18 protein-coding genes are annotated in these 16,346 nt (G+C 72.0%); 11 read left to right on the forward strand and 7 right to left on the reverse strand.

The genetic code is table 11. The features are described from left to right. Nucleotides 1–163 precede the first annotated feature (163 nt). Nucleotides 164–2,380, forward strand: a complete 2,217-nt coding sequence (locus F6X68_RS20135) for a transglycosylase domain-containing protein (protein ID WP_151455747.1) — start codon at nt 164–166, stop codon at nt 2,378–2,380. A 227-nt stretch (nt 2,381–2,607) separates the two neighbouring features. On the opposite strand, the gene F6X68_RS20140 is transcribed toward F6X68_RS20135, so the two are convergent. Continuing rightward, nucleotides 2,608–3,216 carry a thymidylate kinase gene (locus F6X68_RS20140; RefSeq protein ID WP_151455748.1) on the reverse strand — a complete coding sequence of 203 codons (609 nt, stop codon included), beginning with the start codon at nt 3,214–3,216 and terminating at the stop codon, nt 2,608–2,610. A 142-nt stretch (nt 3,217–3,358) separates the two neighbouring features. On the opposite strand from F6X68_RS20140, the gene F6X68_RS20145 reads away from it, so the two are divergent. After that, complete coding sequence (locus F6X68_RS20145) at nt 3,359–3,922, forward strand: dihydrofolate reductase family protein (protein ID WP_151455749.1); 564 nt, start codon at nt 3,359–3,361, stop codon at nt 3,920–3,922. A 104-nt stretch (nt 3,923–4,026) separates the two neighbouring features. Here the strand turns inward: F6X68_RS20145 and F6X68_RS20150 are convergent, their stop codons facing one another. Continuing rightward, complete coding sequence (locus F6X68_RS20150) at nt 4,027–5,898, reverse strand: thiamine pyrophosphate-requiring protein (RefSeq protein ID WP_151455761.1); 1,872 nt, start codon at nt 5,896–5,898, stop codon at nt 4,027–4,029. A gap of 94 nt (nt 5,899–5,992) precedes the next feature. Here F6X68_RS20150 and F6X68_RS20155 point away from each other — a divergent pair, with 94 nt between their 5' ends. Continuing rightward, nucleotides 5,993–6,850 carry an RNA methyltransferase gene (locus F6X68_RS20155; RefSeq protein ID WP_151455750.1) on the forward strand — a complete coding sequence of 286 codons (858 nt, stop codon included), beginning with the start codon at nt 5,993–5,995 and terminating at the stop codon, nt 6,848–6,850. A gap of 37 nt (nt 6,851–6,887) precedes the next feature. Here F6X68_RS20155 and F6X68_RS20160 read toward each other — a convergent pair whose 3' ends face one another. Then, entirely contained in the window at nt 6,888–7,346 is a 459-nt protein-coding gene (locus tag F6X68_RS20160; RefSeq protein WP_151455751.1) for an Lrp/AsnC family transcriptional regulator, read from the reverse strand. Between the two features lie 94 nt (nt 7,347–7,440). Between F6X68_RS20160 and F6X68_RS20165 the strand changes: the two genes are divergently transcribed. From F6X68_RS20165 to argG, 3 genes are all read left to right on the forward strand, one after another. After that, complete coding sequence (locus tag F6X68_RS20165; protein ID WP_151455752.1) at nt 7,441–8,292, forward strand: LLM class flavin-dependent oxidoreductase; 852 nt, start codon at nt 7,441–7,443, stop codon at nt 8,290–8,292. Continuing rightward, nucleotides 8,289–8,714: a nucleoside deaminase gene (locus F6X68_RS20170; protein WP_151455753.1), complete on the forward strand. Its 426-nt coding sequence runs from the start codon at nt 8,289–8,291 to the stop codon at nt 8,712–8,714. The genes F6X68_RS20165 and F6X68_RS20170 overlap by 4 nt, the downstream gene beginning before the upstream one ends. Before the next feature lie 106 nt (nt 8,715–8,820). Then, nucleotides 8,821–10,272: an argininosuccinate synthase gene (gene argG, locus F6X68_RS20175; RefSeq protein WP_132238770.1), complete on the forward strand. Its 1,452-nt coding sequence runs from the start codon at nt 8,821–8,823 to the stop codon at nt 10,270–10,272. Nucleotides 10,273–10,374: 102 nt separating this feature from the next. Here the strand turns inward: argG and F6X68_RS20180 are convergent, their stop codons facing one another. Beyond that, on the reverse strand, nt 10,375–11,373 hold the full coding sequence (locus F6X68_RS20180; RefSeq protein WP_151455754.1) for an NADP-dependent oxidoreductase: 999 nt from the start codon (nt 11,371–11,373) through the stop codon (nt 10,375–10,377). An 87-nt stretch (nt 11,374–11,460) separates the two neighbouring features. On the opposite strand from F6X68_RS20180, the gene F6X68_RS20185 reads away from it, so the two are divergent. Further along, a complete protein-coding gene (locus F6X68_RS20185; RefSeq protein WP_151455755.1) occupies nt 11,461–11,883 on the forward strand; it encodes a MarR family winged helix-turn-helix transcriptional regulator in 423 nt (140 codons plus the stop codon). Nucleotides 11,884–11,997: 114 nt separating this feature from the next. On the opposite strand, the gene F6X68_RS20190 is transcribed toward F6X68_RS20185, so the two are convergent. The 3 genes from F6X68_RS20190 to F6X68_RS20200 all read right to left on the reverse strand — a co-directional run bounded on the left by F6X68_RS20190 (nt 11,998) and on the right by F6X68_RS20200 (nt 13,844). Next, on the reverse strand, nt 11,998–12,570 hold the full coding sequence (locus tag F6X68_RS20190; protein WP_151455756.1) for a hypothetical protein: 573 nt from the start codon (nt 12,568–12,570) through the stop codon (nt 11,998–12,000). Nucleotides 12,571–12,862: 292 nt separating this feature from the next. After that, nucleotides 12,863–13,051, reverse strand: coding sequence for a DUF397 domain-containing protein (locus F6X68_RS20195; protein WP_151455757.1), 189 nt, complete (start codon nt 13,049–13,051; stop codon nt 12,863–12,865). Continuing rightward, nucleotides 13,038–13,844 carry a helix-turn-helix transcriptional regulator gene (locus F6X68_RS20200; protein ID WP_327029002.1) on the reverse strand — a complete coding sequence of 269 codons (807 nt, stop codon included), beginning with the start codon at nt 13,842–13,844 and terminating at the stop codon, nt 13,038–13,040. Before F6X68_RS20200 ends, F6X68_RS20195 begins: the two co-directional genes overlap by 14 nt. Before the next feature lie 333 nt (nt 13,845–14,177). On the opposite strand from F6X68_RS20200, the gene F6X68_RS20205 reads away from it, so the two are divergent. The 4 genes from F6X68_RS20205 to F6X68_RS20220 all read left to right on the forward strand — a co-directional run. Beyond that, the gene (locus F6X68_RS20205) at nt 14,178–14,357 is read left to right on the forward strand and encodes a hypothetical protein (protein WP_151455758.1); all 180 of its coding nucleotides are present in this window, start codon (nt 14,178–14,180) and stop codon (nt 14,355–14,357) included. Next, nucleotides 14,357–14,605 carry a flavin reductase gene (locus tag F6X68_RS20210; RefSeq protein ID WP_151455759.1) on the forward strand — a complete coding sequence of 83 codons (249 nt, stop codon included), beginning with the start codon at nt 14,357–14,359 and terminating at the stop codon, nt 14,603–14,605. The genes F6X68_RS20205 and F6X68_RS20210 overlap by 1 nt, the downstream gene beginning before the upstream one ends. Nucleotides 14,606–14,796: 191 nt before the next feature. Then, nucleotides 14,797–15,450 (forward strand): hypothetical protein, encoded by a 654-nt coding sequence (locus tag F6X68_RS20215; protein ID WP_151455760.1) that lies wholly within the window; start codon nt 14,797–14,799, stop codon nt 15,448–15,450. 185 nt (nt 15,451–15,635) lie between these two features. Continuing rightward, nucleotides 15,636–16,346: PucR family transcriptional regulator ligand-binding domain-containing protein (locus F6X68_RS20220; RefSeq protein WP_192581467.1), on the forward strand; the 711-nt coding region annotated here is incomplete at its 3' end.

Below are 16,346 nucleotides of genomic sequence, written 5' to 3' on the forward strand. Positions count from 1 at the left end.
GGCCCCCTGCCCACCTGACCCGCCGGGGTGCTCGGGGCCTCCGGGGCCAGCGGTGCCGGCGAGAGCGGTGGGATGGGAAGTCGCTGGTCACGGGCGGTGAAATTGCTGACAACCGGGCCGCGGGGGTGGTCGGTTGGCCCGTTACGTGGCAATCCTGGGGACCATGGCCCCACCCCGCCCGCCGCTGTCGCGGCTGTTCACCGTGCTGCTCGCCGGCGTGCTCGCCGGCCTCGTCCTGGCGGTCGCCGCGCTGCCGGGAAACCTGCTGCTCGGGTTCGCCGCCAAGGCCGCAGTCGGGTCGTACGCGGGGCTGCCCGAGGCCCTGCGCACCCCGGTCACGCCGCAGCGTTCCTACCTCTACGCCAACGACGGCAGGACGCTGATCACCACGTTCTACGACGTCAACCGCACCGACGTGCCGCTCGACGAGATCGCCCCGGTGATGCGGCAGGCGATCGTGGCGGCCGAGGACCGGCGCTTCTACGACCACGGCGGTGCCGACCTGCGCGGGCTGCTGCGGGCCGTGGTGTCGAACGTCTCCGGCGGCGGCCAGCAGGGCGGCTCCACGCTGACCATGCAGTACGTCCGCAACGTGCTCAAGACCGACCCCACCCGCACCGCCGAGGAGCGCGCCGCGGCCACCGAGCAGACCGTCGGGCGCAAGATCCAGGAGATCCGGTACGCCTCGGCGCTGGAGCAGCGCCTGAGCAAGGACGAGATCCTCAACCGCTACCTGAACATCGCGTACTTCGGCTCCGGGGCGTACGGCATCGCGGCGGCCAGCCAGCGCTACTTCGCCAAGTCTCCGGCGGAGCTGACCCTCGGCGAGGCGGCGCTGCTGGCGGGCCTGGTGCAGTCGCCGGAGGCGTACAGCCCGATCGACGGCGACGCGGACGCCGCGCTGGAGCGGCGCGGCTACGTGCTGGACTCGATGGTCTCCACCGGCGCGATCGGCGCCGACGAGGCCGCGCGGGCCCGGGCCGAGAAGCCGACACTGCGCCCCACGGCCCAGCCCAACGGCTGCACCGCCGTGGCCGAGGGCCACGACGACTGGGGCTTCTTCTGCGACTACCTGCGGCAGTGGTGGCTCGCGCAGCCGGAGTTCGGCGCGACCGTCGAGGAGCGCGAGCAGGCCCTGCGCCGCGGCGGCTACACCGTGGTGACCTCGCTGGACCCGAAGATCCAGGCCACCGCGCAGAAGCAGGCCACCAGCGTCTACTCCTACGACAACAAGCGCGCCCTGCCGATCGCCGCCGTCGAACCGGGCACCGGCCGGGTGCTGGCGATGGCGGTCAACCGGCACTACAGCCTCGACGCGAACCCGGACGGGCAGGCCAACCGCCCCAACACCGTCAACCCGCTGATCTCCGGCGGCGACAGCGTGGCCGGCTACCAGGCCGGCTCGACGTTCAAGCTCTTCACCATGCTCGCCGCGCTGGAGGCCGGCAAGCCGCTGTCCACCGGCTTCGACGCGCCCAGCCGGCTGCCCACCCGGTACGCCGCCGAGGGCGAGGGCAGCTGCGACGGCCGGTGGTGCCCGGCCAACGCCAACCCGGAGTGGATGGACGGCTACCGGATGATGTGGGACGGCTTCGGCCGCTCGGTGAACACGTACTTCGTGTGGCTGGCCGAGCAGGTCGGGCAGGAGAAGGTGGTCGAGATGGCGAAGCGCCTCGGCATCACCTTCCGGGCCGACGCCGACGCCACGTTCGCCGAGAACGACGCCGCCAACTGGGGCTCGTTCACCCTGGGCGTCACCGCCACCACCCCGCTCGACCTGGCGAACGCGTACGCCACGGTGGCCGCCGAGGGCACGTACTGCGCGCCGCTGCCGGTGGTCTCGGTGACCGCCGCCGACGGCCAGCGGGTGCCGGTCGGCGACCCGTCCTGCCGCCGGGTGCTCGACGCCGACGTGGCCCGGGCCGCGACCGACGCCGCCCGTTGCCCGGTCGGCCAGCAGTCCACGCTCGCGCAGTGCAACGGTGGCACGGCCACCTCGGTGAACCGGATCCTCGACGGCCGGCCGGTGGCCGGCAAGACCGGCAGCTCGGAGAAGAACGCCACCGAGACCTTCGTCGGCTTCACCCCGCAGGTGGCGGTCGCGGGCATCGCCGCCAACCCGGACGACCCGACCGACTCGGTGGGCGCGGCCGTGCAGGCGCGGGTGATCGACGCGGTCGCCCGGGTCATCGGCACCGCCGTCGCGGGCGAGCCGGAGAAGAAGTTCGCCGCCCCCAGCCGCGAGCTGGTCGGCGACCCGCGCCGCCCGGTGGAGCGTCCGCCGGTCGAACAGCGCCGCCCGTCCGAGGAGCGGCGGCCGTCGGCCCCGGACGATCAGCGCCTGTCCGACCTGCGCCGCTGGCTGGAGCGCCGCGGCTGACCGCCACCGTGCCGCTGCTGGCCGGCTGCCCCGCTTCGGGGTGGCTGCCCTGCCTCTGCCCTGCTTCGGGTGGCTGGGCTGCCCCACCTGTGCGGGCAGCTCGACAGGGCACGACCGGGGGATACGCGCCCTCGGCCTGCCCGCCGCCCTACTGCGCCAGCAGGGACGCCGACATCGGTCCCGGTCCCGGTCCCGATGTCGGTCGGTCGGCCGACGGGGACCGGAGGTCAGCGGGAGCGGGCGAGAGCGGCCCGGACCACCTGGTCGAGGGCAGCGCCGACGTCGACCGGGTCGCCGTCCGCGTCGACGACGGTGAACGAGCCGAACTCCGGCAGCCCCCGGTAGCCGGTGTCCAGGGCCCGCAGGTGGGTCAACTCCTCGGTGTCGATGCCCCGGGCCAGCACCCGCTGTTGCGCCCGTTCGGGCGAGACCGCCAGGAAGCAGACCAGCTCCGGTCGCGGGAAGATCGCGTACGCCAGGCGGACCAACCGCCCGCCCCGGTCGCCGCGGGCCCGCATCACCACGTACTGGCACCAGGACCAGCGGTCCATGACCGCCGTCCTGCCGGTCAGCCGGGCGGCCAGCACTGCCCGGGCGATGGCGAGCCAGCGTACGGTCGCCTCGATGGTCACGTAGCCGGTGTGGCCGAACAGGTGCGGCCCGTCGCGGCGGCCCAGCGCCTGCGCGAGCCGGTTCCAGACGGGCCGGCCGCCAGCGTTCTCGAAGTAGCTGGCCGGCACCCCGGCCGCCCTCAGCCGGGCGGCCAGCGCCCTTGCCTGGGTGGTCTTTCCGGCCCCGTCGACGCCGATCAGAGCAATGATCATCGGACGGCGCATGAGCGGCACGGTATCCGTCCCGAACAAGCCCCAGGAAAAATCTTGAGAAGGTGGTGCCGGGCTGTCGGATCGGGCGGGGCCGCTCCGACCACCTGGCGAAAGCGCCCACGAGGGGGCGTCAGGGGTCAGGAGGAGCAGCGCCATGCGGAAGATCGTCTACGGGGTGCACCAGTCGCTCGACGGGTTCATCGAGGGCCCGAACGGCGAGTTCGACTGGCCGGAGATGGGCCCGGAGCTGTCCGCGTTCTCGCTGGAGCAGTGCGACCGGGCCGGCGCGCTCGTCTACGGCCGCCGGGTCTGGGAGTTCATGGCCGCCTACTGGCCGCAGGCGGAGTCGATCTCCGACCACCCGCACGACCTCGCGTTCGTGCCGATCTGGCGGCGGACGCCGAAGGTGGTGCTCTCGCGCACGCTCACCGGGGCCGATCACGGCGCCCGGGTGGTCGGCGGCGGGGACCTCGCCAGGGAGGTGACCGCGCTCAAGGAGCAGCCGGGCGGTGACCTGCTGCTCAACGGTGGCGCCGAGGCCGCCGCCGCGCTGACCGACCTCGGCCTGATCGACGAGTATCAGATCTTCGTGCACCCGGTGGTGCTGGGCGGCGGCAAGCCGGTCTTCGCCGCCACCGAGCGGATGAAGTTCCGCCTGGCGGAGTCGCGGACCTTCGACGGCAGGTCCGTGCTGCTGCGGTACCACCGGGCCGGCTGACGCCTGGCCGCGCGGGGCCCGTCAGGGCGCACCCCTCCGTCCGGTCAGCCTCGGCGGCGGCACGGCCTCCCCGGTCAGCCTCGGCGGCGGCAGAGCCTCCCCGGTCAGCCTCGGCCGCGCCCCGGCCTGAGGGTGGCGACCGCCGTGGGCAGGCCCCGCCGGATGATGCCCGCCCAGTCGGTGTCGCCGCGCAGCACGGCCGCGGCGGTGTTGCGGGCCTGCTCGGCGGTGAAGTGCGGCGGCAGCATCAGCTCGGCCGGGTCGACCAGCGCGTTGACGACCACGGGCCGGTCCGCGCCCAGCGCCCGGTCCCAGACGCCCGGCACCTGCTCCGGCGCGTCGACCAGCTCGCCGTGCAGGCCCAGTACCTCCGCCCACCGGTGGTAGCCGATGTCGGGCAGCTGCTGGCTGTCCGGGAACATCGGCGTGCCCTCGCTGGAGCGTTGCTCCCAGCTGACGAAGGCCAGGTCCCGGTTGTTGAGCACGAGCACCACGAAGCGGGGGTCCGACCAGCTCCGCCAGTACTTGGCCACCGTGATCAGCTCGTTGACCCCGTTCATCTGCATCGCGCCGTCGCCGATCAGGGCCACCAGCGGACGGTCCGGGTGGGCGAACTTGGCGGCCAGCGCGTACGGCATCGCGCCGCCCATCGAGAGCAGGGTGCCGGAGAGGCTGGCCAGCATGCCGGGGCGGACCTGGAGGTGCCGGGCGTACCAGGCGGTCGTGGTGCCGCAGTCGACCGAGATCATCACGTCGTCGGGGAGCCGGTCGCTGAGGGTGGCGAAGAGCAGCTGCGGGTTGACCGGGTCGGCGGCCTGCCCGGCCAGTTCCCGCTGCGTACGGCGCCAGGCGGTGGTGGCCTTGCCGATCGTCGCCCGCCAGCGGGTCGGTCCCGGGCCGGGGCCGAGCTCGCGCAGCAGGGCCCGCAGGGTGGGGGCGGCGTCCCCGGTCAGGTTCACCTCGGTCGGGTACCGCAGCCCCAACTGGGTGCCGTCCCGGTCGATTTGCACCGCCCGGGCCTGCTCCTGCGGCGGGTAGAACTCCGAGTACGGCATGTTGCTGCCCACGATCAGCAGCCGGTCGCACTCGTTCATCAGCTGCCAACTGGGCCGGGTGCCGAGCAGGCCGATCGCGCCGGTCACCCACGGCTCCCGGTGGTCGACCGCGGCGAACCCGAGCAGCGCCGCCGCCACCCCCGCGCCGAGCCGGTCGGCGACCGCGCGGACCTCGTCCACCGCGCCGAGCGCGCCCTGCCCGACCAGCATGGCGACCCGCTCGCCGCCGCCCAGCACCTCGGCGGCGCGGCGCAGGTCCGCCTCCGGCGGCACCGTCGGGGCGCTGCTGGGCACGTCGCTCGTGCGGTAGTAGCCGTGCGCGTGCGGTGGCTCCGGCACGGCCGGCTTGTCCTGGATGTCGGACGGCAGCACCAGCGCGGTGACGGTACGCCGGGCCAGTGCCGTGCGGCAGGCCCGGTCGACCAGGTGGCGGACCTGGCTGGGGTGGTCGAGCTGGGCCAGGAAGGCGGCCGCGACGTCCTTGTAGAGGGCGAGCAGGTCCACCTCCTGGTAGTAGCCGCCGCCCTCGGCGGTGAGCGCGGTGTGGCCGACCAGGGCGACCACCGGCTGGTGGTCCAGCTTGGCGTCGTACAGCCCGTTGAGCAGGTGGATCGCGCCGGGGCCGCTGGTCACCAGCGCGCAGCCGAGCGGCCCGCCGCCGTACTTGACGTGCGCCGACGCCGCGAAGCCGGCGGTCTCCTCGTGGCGGACCTGGACGAACTGAGCCCGGTCCCGGGTGCGTTGCAGCGCCGAGGTCAGGCCGTTGATGCCGTCGCCGGGATAGCCGAAGTAGCGGCGGACGCCCCAGCCGGCCAACCGGTGCACGATGTGGTCCGCGACGGTGGCGTCGCGGGGCAGCGGACCCAGGTCGACGCGCCATCCGTCCGGCTGGTCGATGCGGGCCGGCCCCGGCGTGCCCATGGGACGTGCGTTCACCTGACTGTCCTTCCGTCGCTCCGCCGCTCCGGCCCGCCATTCCCGTCTTTCCCGGGACAAAACGCCACGGGGTGCGCCGGTGTCGGGCGGCCCGGGGCGGCTGCGGCGCGTCCGGCAGAATCGGCGGGTGCCCATCCACCCGATCACCGACCCCGACGACGACCGGATCGCCGACTACCGCGCGCTGACCGACGTCGAGCTGCGTACCCGCTGGGAACCGCCGCACGGCCTGTTCATCGCCGAGGGCGAGCTGGTGCTGCGCCGGGCGCTGCGCGCCGGCTATCCGGCCCGGTCGTACCTGGTGGACGCCAAGCGGGTCGACCAGCTCGCCGACCTGGACACCGGCGACGCCCCCGTCTACGCCGCCACGCAGGACGTGCTGCAACGGGCCACGGGGTTCCACGTGCACCGGGGCGTGCTGGCGTCGTTCCGGCGCAAGCCGCTGCCGCCCGCCGCCGAGGTGCTGGCCGCCGCGCGGCGGGTGGTGATCCTGGAGGACGTGAACAACCACACGAACCTGGGGGCCATCTTCCGGGCGGTGGCCGCGCTGGGCGTGGACGCCGTGCTGCTCTCGCCGACCTGCGCCGACCCGCTCTACCGGCGTAGCGTCCGGGTCAGCATGGGCGAGGTCTTCGCAATCCCGTACGCGAAGCTGGAGCCCTGGCCGGACGCGCTCGGCGACGTCCGCGCGGCCGGCTTCACGGTGCTGGCGATGACCCCGGCGCCGGACGCGGTGCCGATCCAGCGGCTCGACGCGGCGCAGCGGGCCCGCGCCGCGCTGCTCATGGGGGCCGAGGGCGCCGGCCTGACCCGGGCGGCGATGGACGGCAGCGACGTCCGGGTGGTGATCCCGATGCGCCGCGGCGTCGACTCGCTCAACGTCGCCGCCGCCACCGCCGTGGCCTGCTGGGAGTTGGGCCGCGACGACCCGGCCTAGTGCTCCGCTTCAGCCGCGGGGGGCGTTCGTGCCCCGGTCACGAGCGGGGCGGCGACAGGCGCGGGCCGCGATAGGGCAGGGTGGCGCTGTAGACCACGTTGGTGGTGGTGCTGCCGAACCCGGCGAGATCGTCGACGACCTGTTCGAGGTGCGCCATCGACGTCGCGGCCACCTTCAGCACGTAACAGTCGTCTCCCGTGGTGCGCAGGCACTCCAGAATCTCCGACCGTCGCTCCAGCAGCTGGCGCAGCGGTTCGTGCCGGCTGCCGGGGTACTTCAGCCGGACCACCGCGAGCACGGCGAAGCCCGCCTTGGCTAGGTCGACCTCGGCGCGGTAGCCGCTGATCACACCGGTCGCCTCCAGCCGCCTCACCCGTTCGCTGGTGGCCGACGCGCTCAGCTTGACCCGGCGGCTGAGCTCGGTGATCGGCAGCCGGCCGTCGCCCTGCAACTCGATCAGGATGGACCAATCGACAGCGTCAAGATTCTCGGCCATCGGGCCATCTTGCCGGTGGATCCACGGCAAAAGCCAGCAAAGGCAGGGAACGCGATGTTCACACACGGAACCCACCCCGGCTAGCGTGGAACCCGTGCAAATTGGCGTCAACGTACCGAACTTTGCCCCGGGCACCGACCCCGAAATGCTGCGACGGTGGGCGCAGACGGTCGAGGGCCTCGGCTTCGACCTGCTGATGGTCTCCGATCACATCGCGGTGACCCCGGACGTGGCCGAGCAGTATCCGGCGCCGTTCTACGAGCCGTTCACCACGCTGTCCTGGCTGGCCGGGGTGACCCGCCGGGTCCGGCTGGGCACCACGGTGCTCATCGTCCCGTACCGGCACCCGCTGCTCACCGCCCGGATGGCGGCGAACCTCAACCGGCTCAGCGGCGGCCGGCTCGTCCTCGGCGTCGGCGTCGGCTGGGCCCGGCAGGAGTTCGAGGCGCTCGGCGTGCCGTTCCGGCGGCGCGGCGCGCTGACCGATGAGTACCTGCACGTCATGCGCGACGCCTGGCGGAACACCGACGACTACGATACGACCCCGATCCCGATCTGGGTCGGCGGCAACAGCGACGCCGGCATTCGTCGCGCGGTACTGCTCGGTGACGCCTGGCACCCGCTGCGGGTCACGCCCGGATGGCTGGCGGACGCAGCGGGGCGGCTGAAGGCCACCGCCGACGAACTGGGCCGGCCGGTGCCCGCGTTGATGCCACGCATCGGACTCCGGGAGACCCGAGAAGTGGTCACCGCCCCGGACCGGCTCGCCGGTGTCGGCACCATCGAGCAGATCATCGCTGACATCGACCAGATCCGTCTGCTCGGGGCGGAAACGGTGGTGCTCGACCCGTTCAACGGCGACCTGACCGAGATCCGCCAGCCCGAACGCGCCTGGCAGACCCTTGCGGCCGTGGCCGCGTACCACAGATCCCAGGAGGACCGATGACCCCTGACGACGAGAGATTTCTCCGCCGTGCGGTGGAACTCGCCAGCGAGGCCGGGGCATCCGGCGAACGGCCGTTCGGCTCGTTGCTGGTCGGTGCGGACGGCACCGTCCTGATCGAGGACCACAACACCGTGGTCTCCGACTCGGACATCACCGCCCACCCGGAACTGAAGCTGGCCCGCTGGGCCGCTCGGGAACTCGCTCCCGACGTGGCCGCCGGCACCACCATGTTCACCAGTTGCCAGCCCTGCCCGATGTGCGCGACCGCGATCGACCGGTCCGGCCTCGGCCGGGTGGTGTACGCCCTGTCCGCCGAACAGTTCGAGGAGGTCAAGCCGGTCACCCCGCCGCTGCCCCCGGTGCGGTACGAGGGGCCGGCGCTGTTCGACGAGGCGCGCCAGCCGATCGACAACTATTACTAGAGCGGGACCCTTGCGGCGGTGCGGGCGTGCGGTGGGTCCCGCTGTCGCTGGTCATGTCCCCACCCTGGGTTTGCATGGCCATGCGGCCTAGTGCATAATCTTCCTTGTGTCCAAGGTTCTCACCTCCCTGCCCATCGGCGAACGTGTCGGCATCGCCTTCTCCGGCGGCCTCGACACCTCGGTCGCGGTCGCGTGGATGCGCGACAAGGGCGCCGTTCCCTGCGCCTACACCGCCGACATCGGCCAGTACGACGAGCCGGACATCGCCTCGGTGCCTGGTCGCGCGCTCAGCTACGGCGCCGAGGTCGCCCGACTGGTCGACTGCCGCGCCGCCCTGGTCGAGGAGGGCCTGGCGGCGTTGACCTGCGGGGCCTTCCACATCCGCTCGGGCGGGCGGGCGTACTTCAACACCACCCCGCTCGGCCGGGCCGTGACCGGGACCCTGCTGGTCCGGGCGATGATCTCCGACGACGTCCAGATCTGGGGCGACGGCTCGACCTTCAAGGGCAACGACATCGAGCGGTTCTACCGCTACGGCCTGCTGGCCAACCCGCAGCTGCGCATCTACAAGCCGTGGCTCGACACCGACTTCGTCACCGAACTCGGTGGGCGCAAGGAGATGTCGGAGTGGCTGCTCGAACGCGGCCTGCCGTACCGGGACAGCACCGAGAAGGCGTACTCCACCGACGCCAACATCTGGGGCGCCACGCACGAGGCGAAGACCCTCGAGCACCTCGACACCGGCATCGAGACGGTCAACCCGATCATGGGAGTCCGGTTCTGGGACCCGTCGGTGGAGATCCCGACCGAGGACGTCACGATCGGCTTCGACCAGGGCCGCCCGGTGACGATCAACGGCAAGGAGTTCGGCAGCCCCGTCGACCTGGTGCTGGAGGCCAACGCCATCGGCGGCCGGCACGGCATGGGCATGTCGGACCAGATCGAGAACCGGATCATCGAGGCCAAGAGCCGGGGCATCTACGAGGCGCCCGGCATGGCGCTGCTGCACGCCGCGTACGAGCGGCTGGTCAACGCCATCCACAACGAGGACACCCTGGCGAACTACCACAACGAGGGCCGCCGCCTCGGTCGGCTGATGTACGAGGGGCGCTGGCTGGACCCGCAGGCGCTGATGCTGCGCGAGTCGTTGCAGCGCTGGGTGGGCACGGCGGTCACCGGCGAGGTGACGTTGCGGCTGCGCCGGGGCGAGGACTACTCGATCCTCGACACCACCGGCCCGGCGTTCAGCTACCACCCCGACAAGCTGTCGATGGAGCGTACCGAGGACTCGGCGTTCGGCCCGTCGGACCGGATCGGCCAGCTCACCATGCGCAACCTGGACATCGCCGACTCGCGGGCGAAGCTTGAGCAGTACGCGACCCTCGGCATGGTCGGCGGCGCGGCCCCGCAGCGGATGGTCGGCGCCGCGCAGGCCGCCTCGACCGGGCTGATCGGCGCGATGCCGCAGGGCGGCGCGGAGGCCATCGCCTCCCGGGGCGTCCCCTCCGCCGCCGACGAGGCCCTCGACCGCGCCGCGATGGAGTTCGGCGTCGACTGAGCGACGGCTCCTGGACACGATCGTCATGCGGCCCGGAAGTCCCTCACGTCGAGGGGCTTCCGGGCCGTGTCGCTCAGGGAACCTCGGGCCGTCTGTCGGGTCCTATCCGACCTTGAGGGCCAGCTTCCCGACATAGTGATCATTCAGGGCGCGGTGCGCATCCCCGGCTCGGGCCAACGGGAAGGCCCGGGCGACGTGGACCTCGAAGGAACTCGCCTCGATGATCGCGTTCAGCCGATCGGTGGCGGTGCGGCTCCGGTCCCCGTCGTAGTGCGACACCGTCGCACCCGGCGACGTCACCGGCGCGGGCAGGACACCGTTCGGCCAGGCGATCCGTCCCGACTTCCTGATCGCGCGCAGAGATCGTTCGGCGATCTCGCCCCCCACGGTGACCAGAGCCGCAGCGAGCCCGCCCGGTGCGAACTCGAACGCCGCGGCCAACACGTCGTCTCGACGACCGTCGACGGCGTCGTCGGCGCCCAGCCGCCGGGCCAGGGCGACACCGTCGTCCCCAGAAGCCACGGCCAACACCCGGATGCCGCTGTGTCGCGCCAGCTGCACGGCCATGTGGCCGATACCCCCGCTGGCTCCGAAGACCATGAGCGTCTCGTCCGGCCGCAGCCCGAGCAGGTCGAGACCGCTCAGTGCGGTCAGGGCGTCCCACGCCATCGCGCCGGCCTGTTCGGTCGGCAGCCGGTCGGGCACGCGAGCCACGAACTTCGCCTCGACGACGGCGTACTCGGCGTAGGAGCCACCACGCGGCACCGGCATCGTCGCGGCGTAGACCCGCTCGCCCACGCCGAACCGCGTGACGTTGCGCCCGACCGCGGCCACCGTGCCCGCCGCGTCCCAGCCGAGGACGTAGGGGAAGGTCGAGGCGACGCCGAAGACGCCGTCGTATCCCCCCTCCCGCTCGCCCGCGTCCCAGGACCCGACGCCTGCGTACTCCACCCGGACGAGGACGTCGTCGTCGCCGACCTGCGGGAGCGGTATCCGGCGCGACGAGAGTTCGTCGACTCCGCCGAACCGGTCAAGGACGACCGCGTTCATCTGCGGTGCCACGATCGCGTCGCCCGCTGTGCGCTCGGCTCTGCTCCCCATCGTCCCCCCTCGTTTACTTGAGTGCATCAAGGATCATTGGATCACAGCTATTTGAGCGAATCAAACAACTCATCTAGGCTGGGGGACATGGCGCTGCCGAACGGACCCGTGACTCCCTCGTCCGAGGCCGAAGCAGCCCTGTTCGACCTGGTCGACGTGTACGACCGCGCCTACGAGACGGCGGCAGCCGAGCTGTCGCTCAGCCCGGCGCAGGCATGTGTGCTCGGGCGACTCGATGAGCGACGGGGCATGGGCGCCCTGGCCGAGGAACTCGGCTGCGATGCCTCCAACATCACCCAGATCGTCGTGCGTCTCGAAGCGCTCGGCCTTGTGACCCGCGAACCGAACCCCCGGGACCGCCGCGCACGGCTCGTCGCGAGAACCCCCCGGGGAGACGAGATCAACCACCGGTTCGCAACGGCCTTCACCTTCGCCCGCACGGCGGTCGGACGACTCTCGCCCGACGAGCAGGACCACTTGACGGCGCTGCTGCGCAAGGCACTCGGCTGACCCGTGCCTGCGCCCTGACCCGATCGAGCAGGATTCAACGGCTTCACGCGGGCGGGCCATATCAAGCCCAGGACTCCCGGCCTCTGCAGGGCAACGGCCTCTGCGGTGGCGCGGTCAGCGGTTGATCGTCGTTCCGCGGGCCTCCAGGCGGGTCAGGACATCGGGGTCGTCGAGGTGCGCCAGCGAGACGTCCAGGGTGTGTAGCGCAGGCAGCGACTCCAGCGCCGCCGCTCCCGTGCACTTCCCGGTCAGTACCAGTTCCGACAGGGCCGGGTGGCCGGTCAGGGGGGTCAGGTCCAACGGACCTGGGCGATAGCCGTGGCCGTCCAGGTCCAGGGACCGCAGGCTGGACAGTGCGTCAATGCCCTCCAGCGACGTCACGTTGTAGTCGTCGGACTCGCCGCCGGTGTCGATGTCCAGGGTCTGCTCGATCAGCATGTAGATGTCGCTGCCGCCGTCGAACTGCAAGTCGGTGATCGCTGCAGCCTCGGCCGGCGGCACCGTGACGGCATGTAACAGCTTCAGTGACGCCTCCAGGCGCGGGCCTGGACCTGGGTAGCCGTCCTCCGGACCGTCGGGGCCGGTCGACTCGATGAGCGCCTTGAGGTCGTCGGCGGCGATCGCGTCGTCCAGCAGGGCGTCCAGGACGCCCAGGTGCAGGCCGAGGTCGGGGAAGATGATGGTCATGATCTCGACCGTATCTCGTTACCGCCTCGGCTCAGGACGCGCAGCGGGTCGTCGTTCGAGTCAGGCGGGGCTGGTGACGGTTCGGAGGCGGCCGGTGCGGTGGAAGCGGACCAACCGTCGGGTCAGGACGACGGCCATGGCCCACTGCGGCATCGCGGCGTGTGTTCGGGATGGCGCTCGTAGTCGCGAACAGTGCGCCATCAGCGGGTGGCCCACGACAGGGTGTGCTCCAAGATCCAGGGTCTGCTGCATCGAGGAACGCTCGGCGGGAGGCGCCCTCGGGCCGTGTCGGTCAGGCGCGCTTGGCGAGGCCGAGGAACGCCGTCCAGGCGGCCGGCGTGAAGGTGAGTGCCGCCCCCGCCGGGTCCTTGCTGTCGCGGACGGCGACGACGCCGGGCAGGTTGTCGGCGACCTCGACGCATTCGCCGCCACTCGACCCGCTGCGGGTGGACGTGCGCCACACGGCGTCACTGAGGTTCATGGTGCGCCTGCACTTCCTTCATCAGGTCGATGGACTGCCGGCGGGGCAGGGCCTCGGTGCGGACATTCTCCCACCGGGCCAGCAGGGCAGCCACCCCGTCCTCGTCGTCGACCACGGCCCCGCCGAGCTGATGTTCCAGGTGCCCGACCCAGCCGCCGTCGGCGGAGCGGGCCAGGGCGAACGGGCCCGACGACCCGATGTGCAGCCCGGTGCTCCTCGGGACGAGGTGGATGTGGACGTGCGGCAGCTCGGCCACCTCGATCAGCCGGCCGACCTGCTCCACCATGATCCCGCTCAGTCCCTCGGCCGTCCGGCTCAGCACCGACTCGTCCACGACCACCACGATCTGCGGCGGGTCCTCCCTGATAAGGATTTCCTGCCGGGCCAGCCGGGCGGCCAGCTTCCGCTCGACCTCGGCCTCGGAGAAGGTGTCGTTGAAGCGCAGCACGGCGCGGGCGTAGTTCTCCGTCTGGAACAGGCCGGGGACCAGAGCTGGATTGAAGTATCGGAGCTGCCTGGCGGCACGTTCGGCCTCCAGCCACGGCCGGAACCACGAGGGCTCCCGGTCCCGTTCGGCGATCCGCAGCAGCGCCACGAGCAGGTCACCGGAGCGGAGCACCTCATCCGCGCGGGCCAGGAACGCCCGGTCGAGCGGGCGGGTGCCCGTCTCCACGGCGGACACCATCGACGCCGAATAGTGCACCATACGGCCGAACTCCTCCTGGCTGAGGTTGGCGCTCATCCGCATCCGCCGCAGCTGGGTGCGAATCAGGTCGGCGGTCGGCTCCTCCACAGTTCCTCCACACAGGTCGCCTGAGTTCCACTCGGGATCCTGGCCCGGCGTACCGCTGTCGAAGCGCGGCCACGACCGGGCCGAATGCCTTCCGACGGTAGTCGCGCGCTCACCAGACTGTCACGCAGGCGGACCCGCTCGGCGCCCGGAGGGCTCGGGCGGGTCCGCCCCGGCCGTCCGCTTCCGGGCGGCCCGTCCCTGCCGACGGAGGTCGACGTGTGTGTTTCCAGGGGCCGACGGCGAACGCCTCTCGTGGCGGCGCACGTAGCCGGTTCGCCCGACTGGCGGTGCCGGAGGTGCACGGAGCCCTGGCCCTGCCCCGAGCTGCGGGCGATGCCGGATCCCGCGTCGCGGGACCTGCTGCCGGTGATGTCGGCCCTACTCACCACCGCGATCCGCGATCTCCGGGGCCACCCGGGCGGCCCCGACCCGATCGACGTGGTACGCCGGTTCCTGTGGTGGCTGCCGTTGAACCACGACGAGGCTCGCGCCATCGCCCTGCGGATGCGCTGATGGCGTACCGGAGAATTCCGCACCTGCCAATGCGCCCGCTCTGGCGGTGCCGCAACTGCGGCGCGGAGTGGCCCTGTCCGCCAGGTCGGCTCGGCCTGCTGGCGGAGTACCGGGGCGACCGCATCGGCCTGCTGTTCCACCTGGGCGGGCTGATGGCCGAGGCCCACGCCCAGCTCACCCAGCTCAACCCCGAGCGCCCTCTCGACCTGCGGGAACGCTTCCTCGACTGGGCGCGGGCCCGGGACTGACGTGACATCACAAGGATCTGGTAAGGATCGGACTGGATGCTGTAGCGATCACCCCACTGGGCCAAGACCTGGCTGAAGTAGGCATTCGCTTAACCGACACACTCGGGCGGCATCGCAGCGGTGGCCAGCCTGCTGCGACGCGGGCCCGTCGCGATATCGTGCGCCGCCGGCCTCGAGAGGAAGCGTGGAGCATGACGACAACGCCTACGGGTGGCGCCCTTCGCGCCGCGAAGGCCAACGCACTGGTCCTGGCGGTCCTGCTTGCGGCTGGATGCACGCGGCCGACGGACACCGCTGAGTCACGGCCCGCTGCCGGCCACTCGCCCAGCAGCAGCCCCAGTGTCGTTTCGATACGACTCGACGCGCCCGAGACGCTGCTCGACGGCTGGAACGAATCGATCGACCGACGACTGCACGATATGACCAAGCAGAACATCGGCGGCTTCAAAAGGCTTCTCCAGGGTGAGCCGACCAGCGCGGTGGGTACCGCCTACGCAGCAGGGAAGGAGAAGTATTCAGCGGAGCTCGGGGTTCATCGACCCGACGACAGCCGGTTCGTGCTTGTCAGCGGGGTCTCCGGCACTGTTGTCGCACCGGAAACGACGCTCGACGCCGTGTTCGGCGCGCTGACGGCGGTCGTCGACGTGAAGCCGGTCGCGCCGGGACCGCTGGGCGGCATAGCACGCTGCGGCACCAGCAAGAACGCCGGCGTCCGCGTCGAAGTCTGCGGGTGGGCCTCCCCGCACGTCATTGGCGTGATTCACTTCGGAGGCTTCAAGCCGGCCGACAATCCGAGCAAGATGTTTACGCAGGTGCGCGCACAGGTCGAGCACCCGGCATCGTGACCCGTAGCTGACACGGCCGACCGACTGACCCCTGCGGCGGCCCAGGTAGGCTGTTCGGCTTCCGCGATAACGCCCAACTTCCGACCGGGTCTCGGCAGCGGTTGTCGCGCCGGTTGTACGCACTTGGCGGCACGAACCCGGGACGGGGCGGCTGCCCGTGCGGGATCTATGTCACGGACGGTAGCGTGTCGCCCGTGTTCCCTACCGTCCGTGAGGTCCTCGCGCTGGACCCGGTCCGCCACGGCGCTCCGCGCCTGGTCGCCGGGGACGCCGGTCTCGACCGCCCGGTGCGCTGGGTGCACGTGACCGAGGTGCCCGACATCGCCCCGCTGCTCGGCGGTGGCGAGCTGGTGCTCACCACCGGGATCGGGTTGCCCGCCGACGACGCCGGGCTGCGCGCCTTCATCGGCGACCTGGCCGACGTGGGCGTCTCCGGCCTGGTCGTCGAGCTGGGCCGCCGGTACGTCAGCGCGGTGCCCCGGGTGATGGCCGCCGCCGCCGAGCGGCGCGGGCTGCCCCTGGTCGAGCTGCGGCGGGCCACCCCGTTCGTCCGGATCACCGAGGCCGTGCATGCGCTGATCGTGGACGCCCAGTTGACCGAGCTGCGGGCGACGGAGGAGATCCATCAGCGTTTCACGGAGCTGTCGGTGGAGGGCGCCGGCCCCGGCGAGGTGGTGCGGCAGGCCGCCGACCTCTCCGGCTGCCCGGTGGTGCTGGAGAACCTCTCCCGGCAGGTGCTCGCGTACGACCCGGCGGGGGAGAGCGCCGAGCTGCTGCTGGACTGCTGGGAGCAGCACTCGCGGCGGATCCGGCCGGCGGGGCGCACCGCGTACGACGGCGACAACGGGTGGCTGGTGACCACGGTGGGCGCCCGGGGGCAGGACTGGGGGCGGCTG

Origin of the sequence: Micromonospora sp. AMSO12t (assembly GCF_008806585.1) — a bacterium.
GTDB classification, from domain to species: domain Bacteria; phylum Actinomycetota; class Actinomycetes; order Mycobacteriales; family Micromonosporaceae; genus Micromonospora; species Micromonospora reichwaldensis.

Bases quoted from the DNA above. Each gene is read 5' to 3' on its own strand.
- F6X68_RS20185 (WP_151455755.1), top strand. From the start codon at position 11,461: ATGGCGCTGCCGAACGGACCCGTGACTCCCTCGTCCGAGGCCGAAGCA.
- F6X68_RS20195 (WP_151455757.1), bottom strand. From the start codon at position 13,051: ATGAACCTCAGTGACGCCGTGTGGCGCACGTCCACCCGCAGCGGGTCG.
- F6X68_RS20160 (WP_151455751.1), bottom strand. From the start codon at position 7,346: ATGGCCGAGAATCTTGACGCTGTCGATTGGTCCATCCTGATCGAGTTG.
- F6X68_RS20210 (WP_151455759.1), top strand. From the start codon at position 14,357: ATGGCGTACCGGAGAATTCCGCACCTGCCAATGCGCCCGCTCTGGCGG.
- F6X68_RS20145 (WP_151455749.1), top strand. From the start codon at position 3,359: ATGCGGAAGATCGTCTACGGGGTGCACCAGTCGCTCGACGGGTTCATC.
- F6X68_RS20140 (WP_151455748.1), bottom strand. From the start codon at position 3,216: ATGCGCCGTCCGATGATCATTGCTCTGATCGGCGTCGACGGGGCCGGA.
- F6X68_RS20150 (WP_151455761.1), bottom strand. From the start codon at position 5,898: ATGGGCACGCCGGGGCCGGCCCGCATCGACCAGCCGGACGGATGGCGC.
- F6X68_RS20170 (WP_151455753.1), top strand. From the start codon at position 8,289: ATGACCCCTGACGACGAGAGATTTCTCCGCCGTGCGGTGGAACTCGCC.
- F6X68_RS20215 (WP_151455760.1), top strand. From the start codon at position 14,797: ATGACGACAACGCCTACGGGTGGCGCCCTTCGCGCCGCGAAGGCCAAC.
- F6X68_RS20135 (WP_151455747.1), top strand. From the start codon at position 164: ATGGCCCCACCCCGCCCGCCGCTGTCGCGGCTGTTCACCGTGCTGCTC.
- F6X68_RS20205 (WP_151455758.1), top strand. From the start codon at position 14,178: ATGCCGGATCCCGCGTCGCGGGACCTGCTGCCGGTGATGTCGGCCCTA.
- F6X68_RS20190 (WP_151455756.1), bottom strand. From the start codon at position 12,570: ATGACCATCATCTTCCCCGACCTCGGCCTGCACCTGGGCGTCCTGGAC.
- F6X68_RS20180 (WP_151455754.1), bottom strand. From the start codon at position 11,373: ATGGGGAGCAGAGCCGAGCGCACAGCGGGCGACGCGATCGTGGCACCG.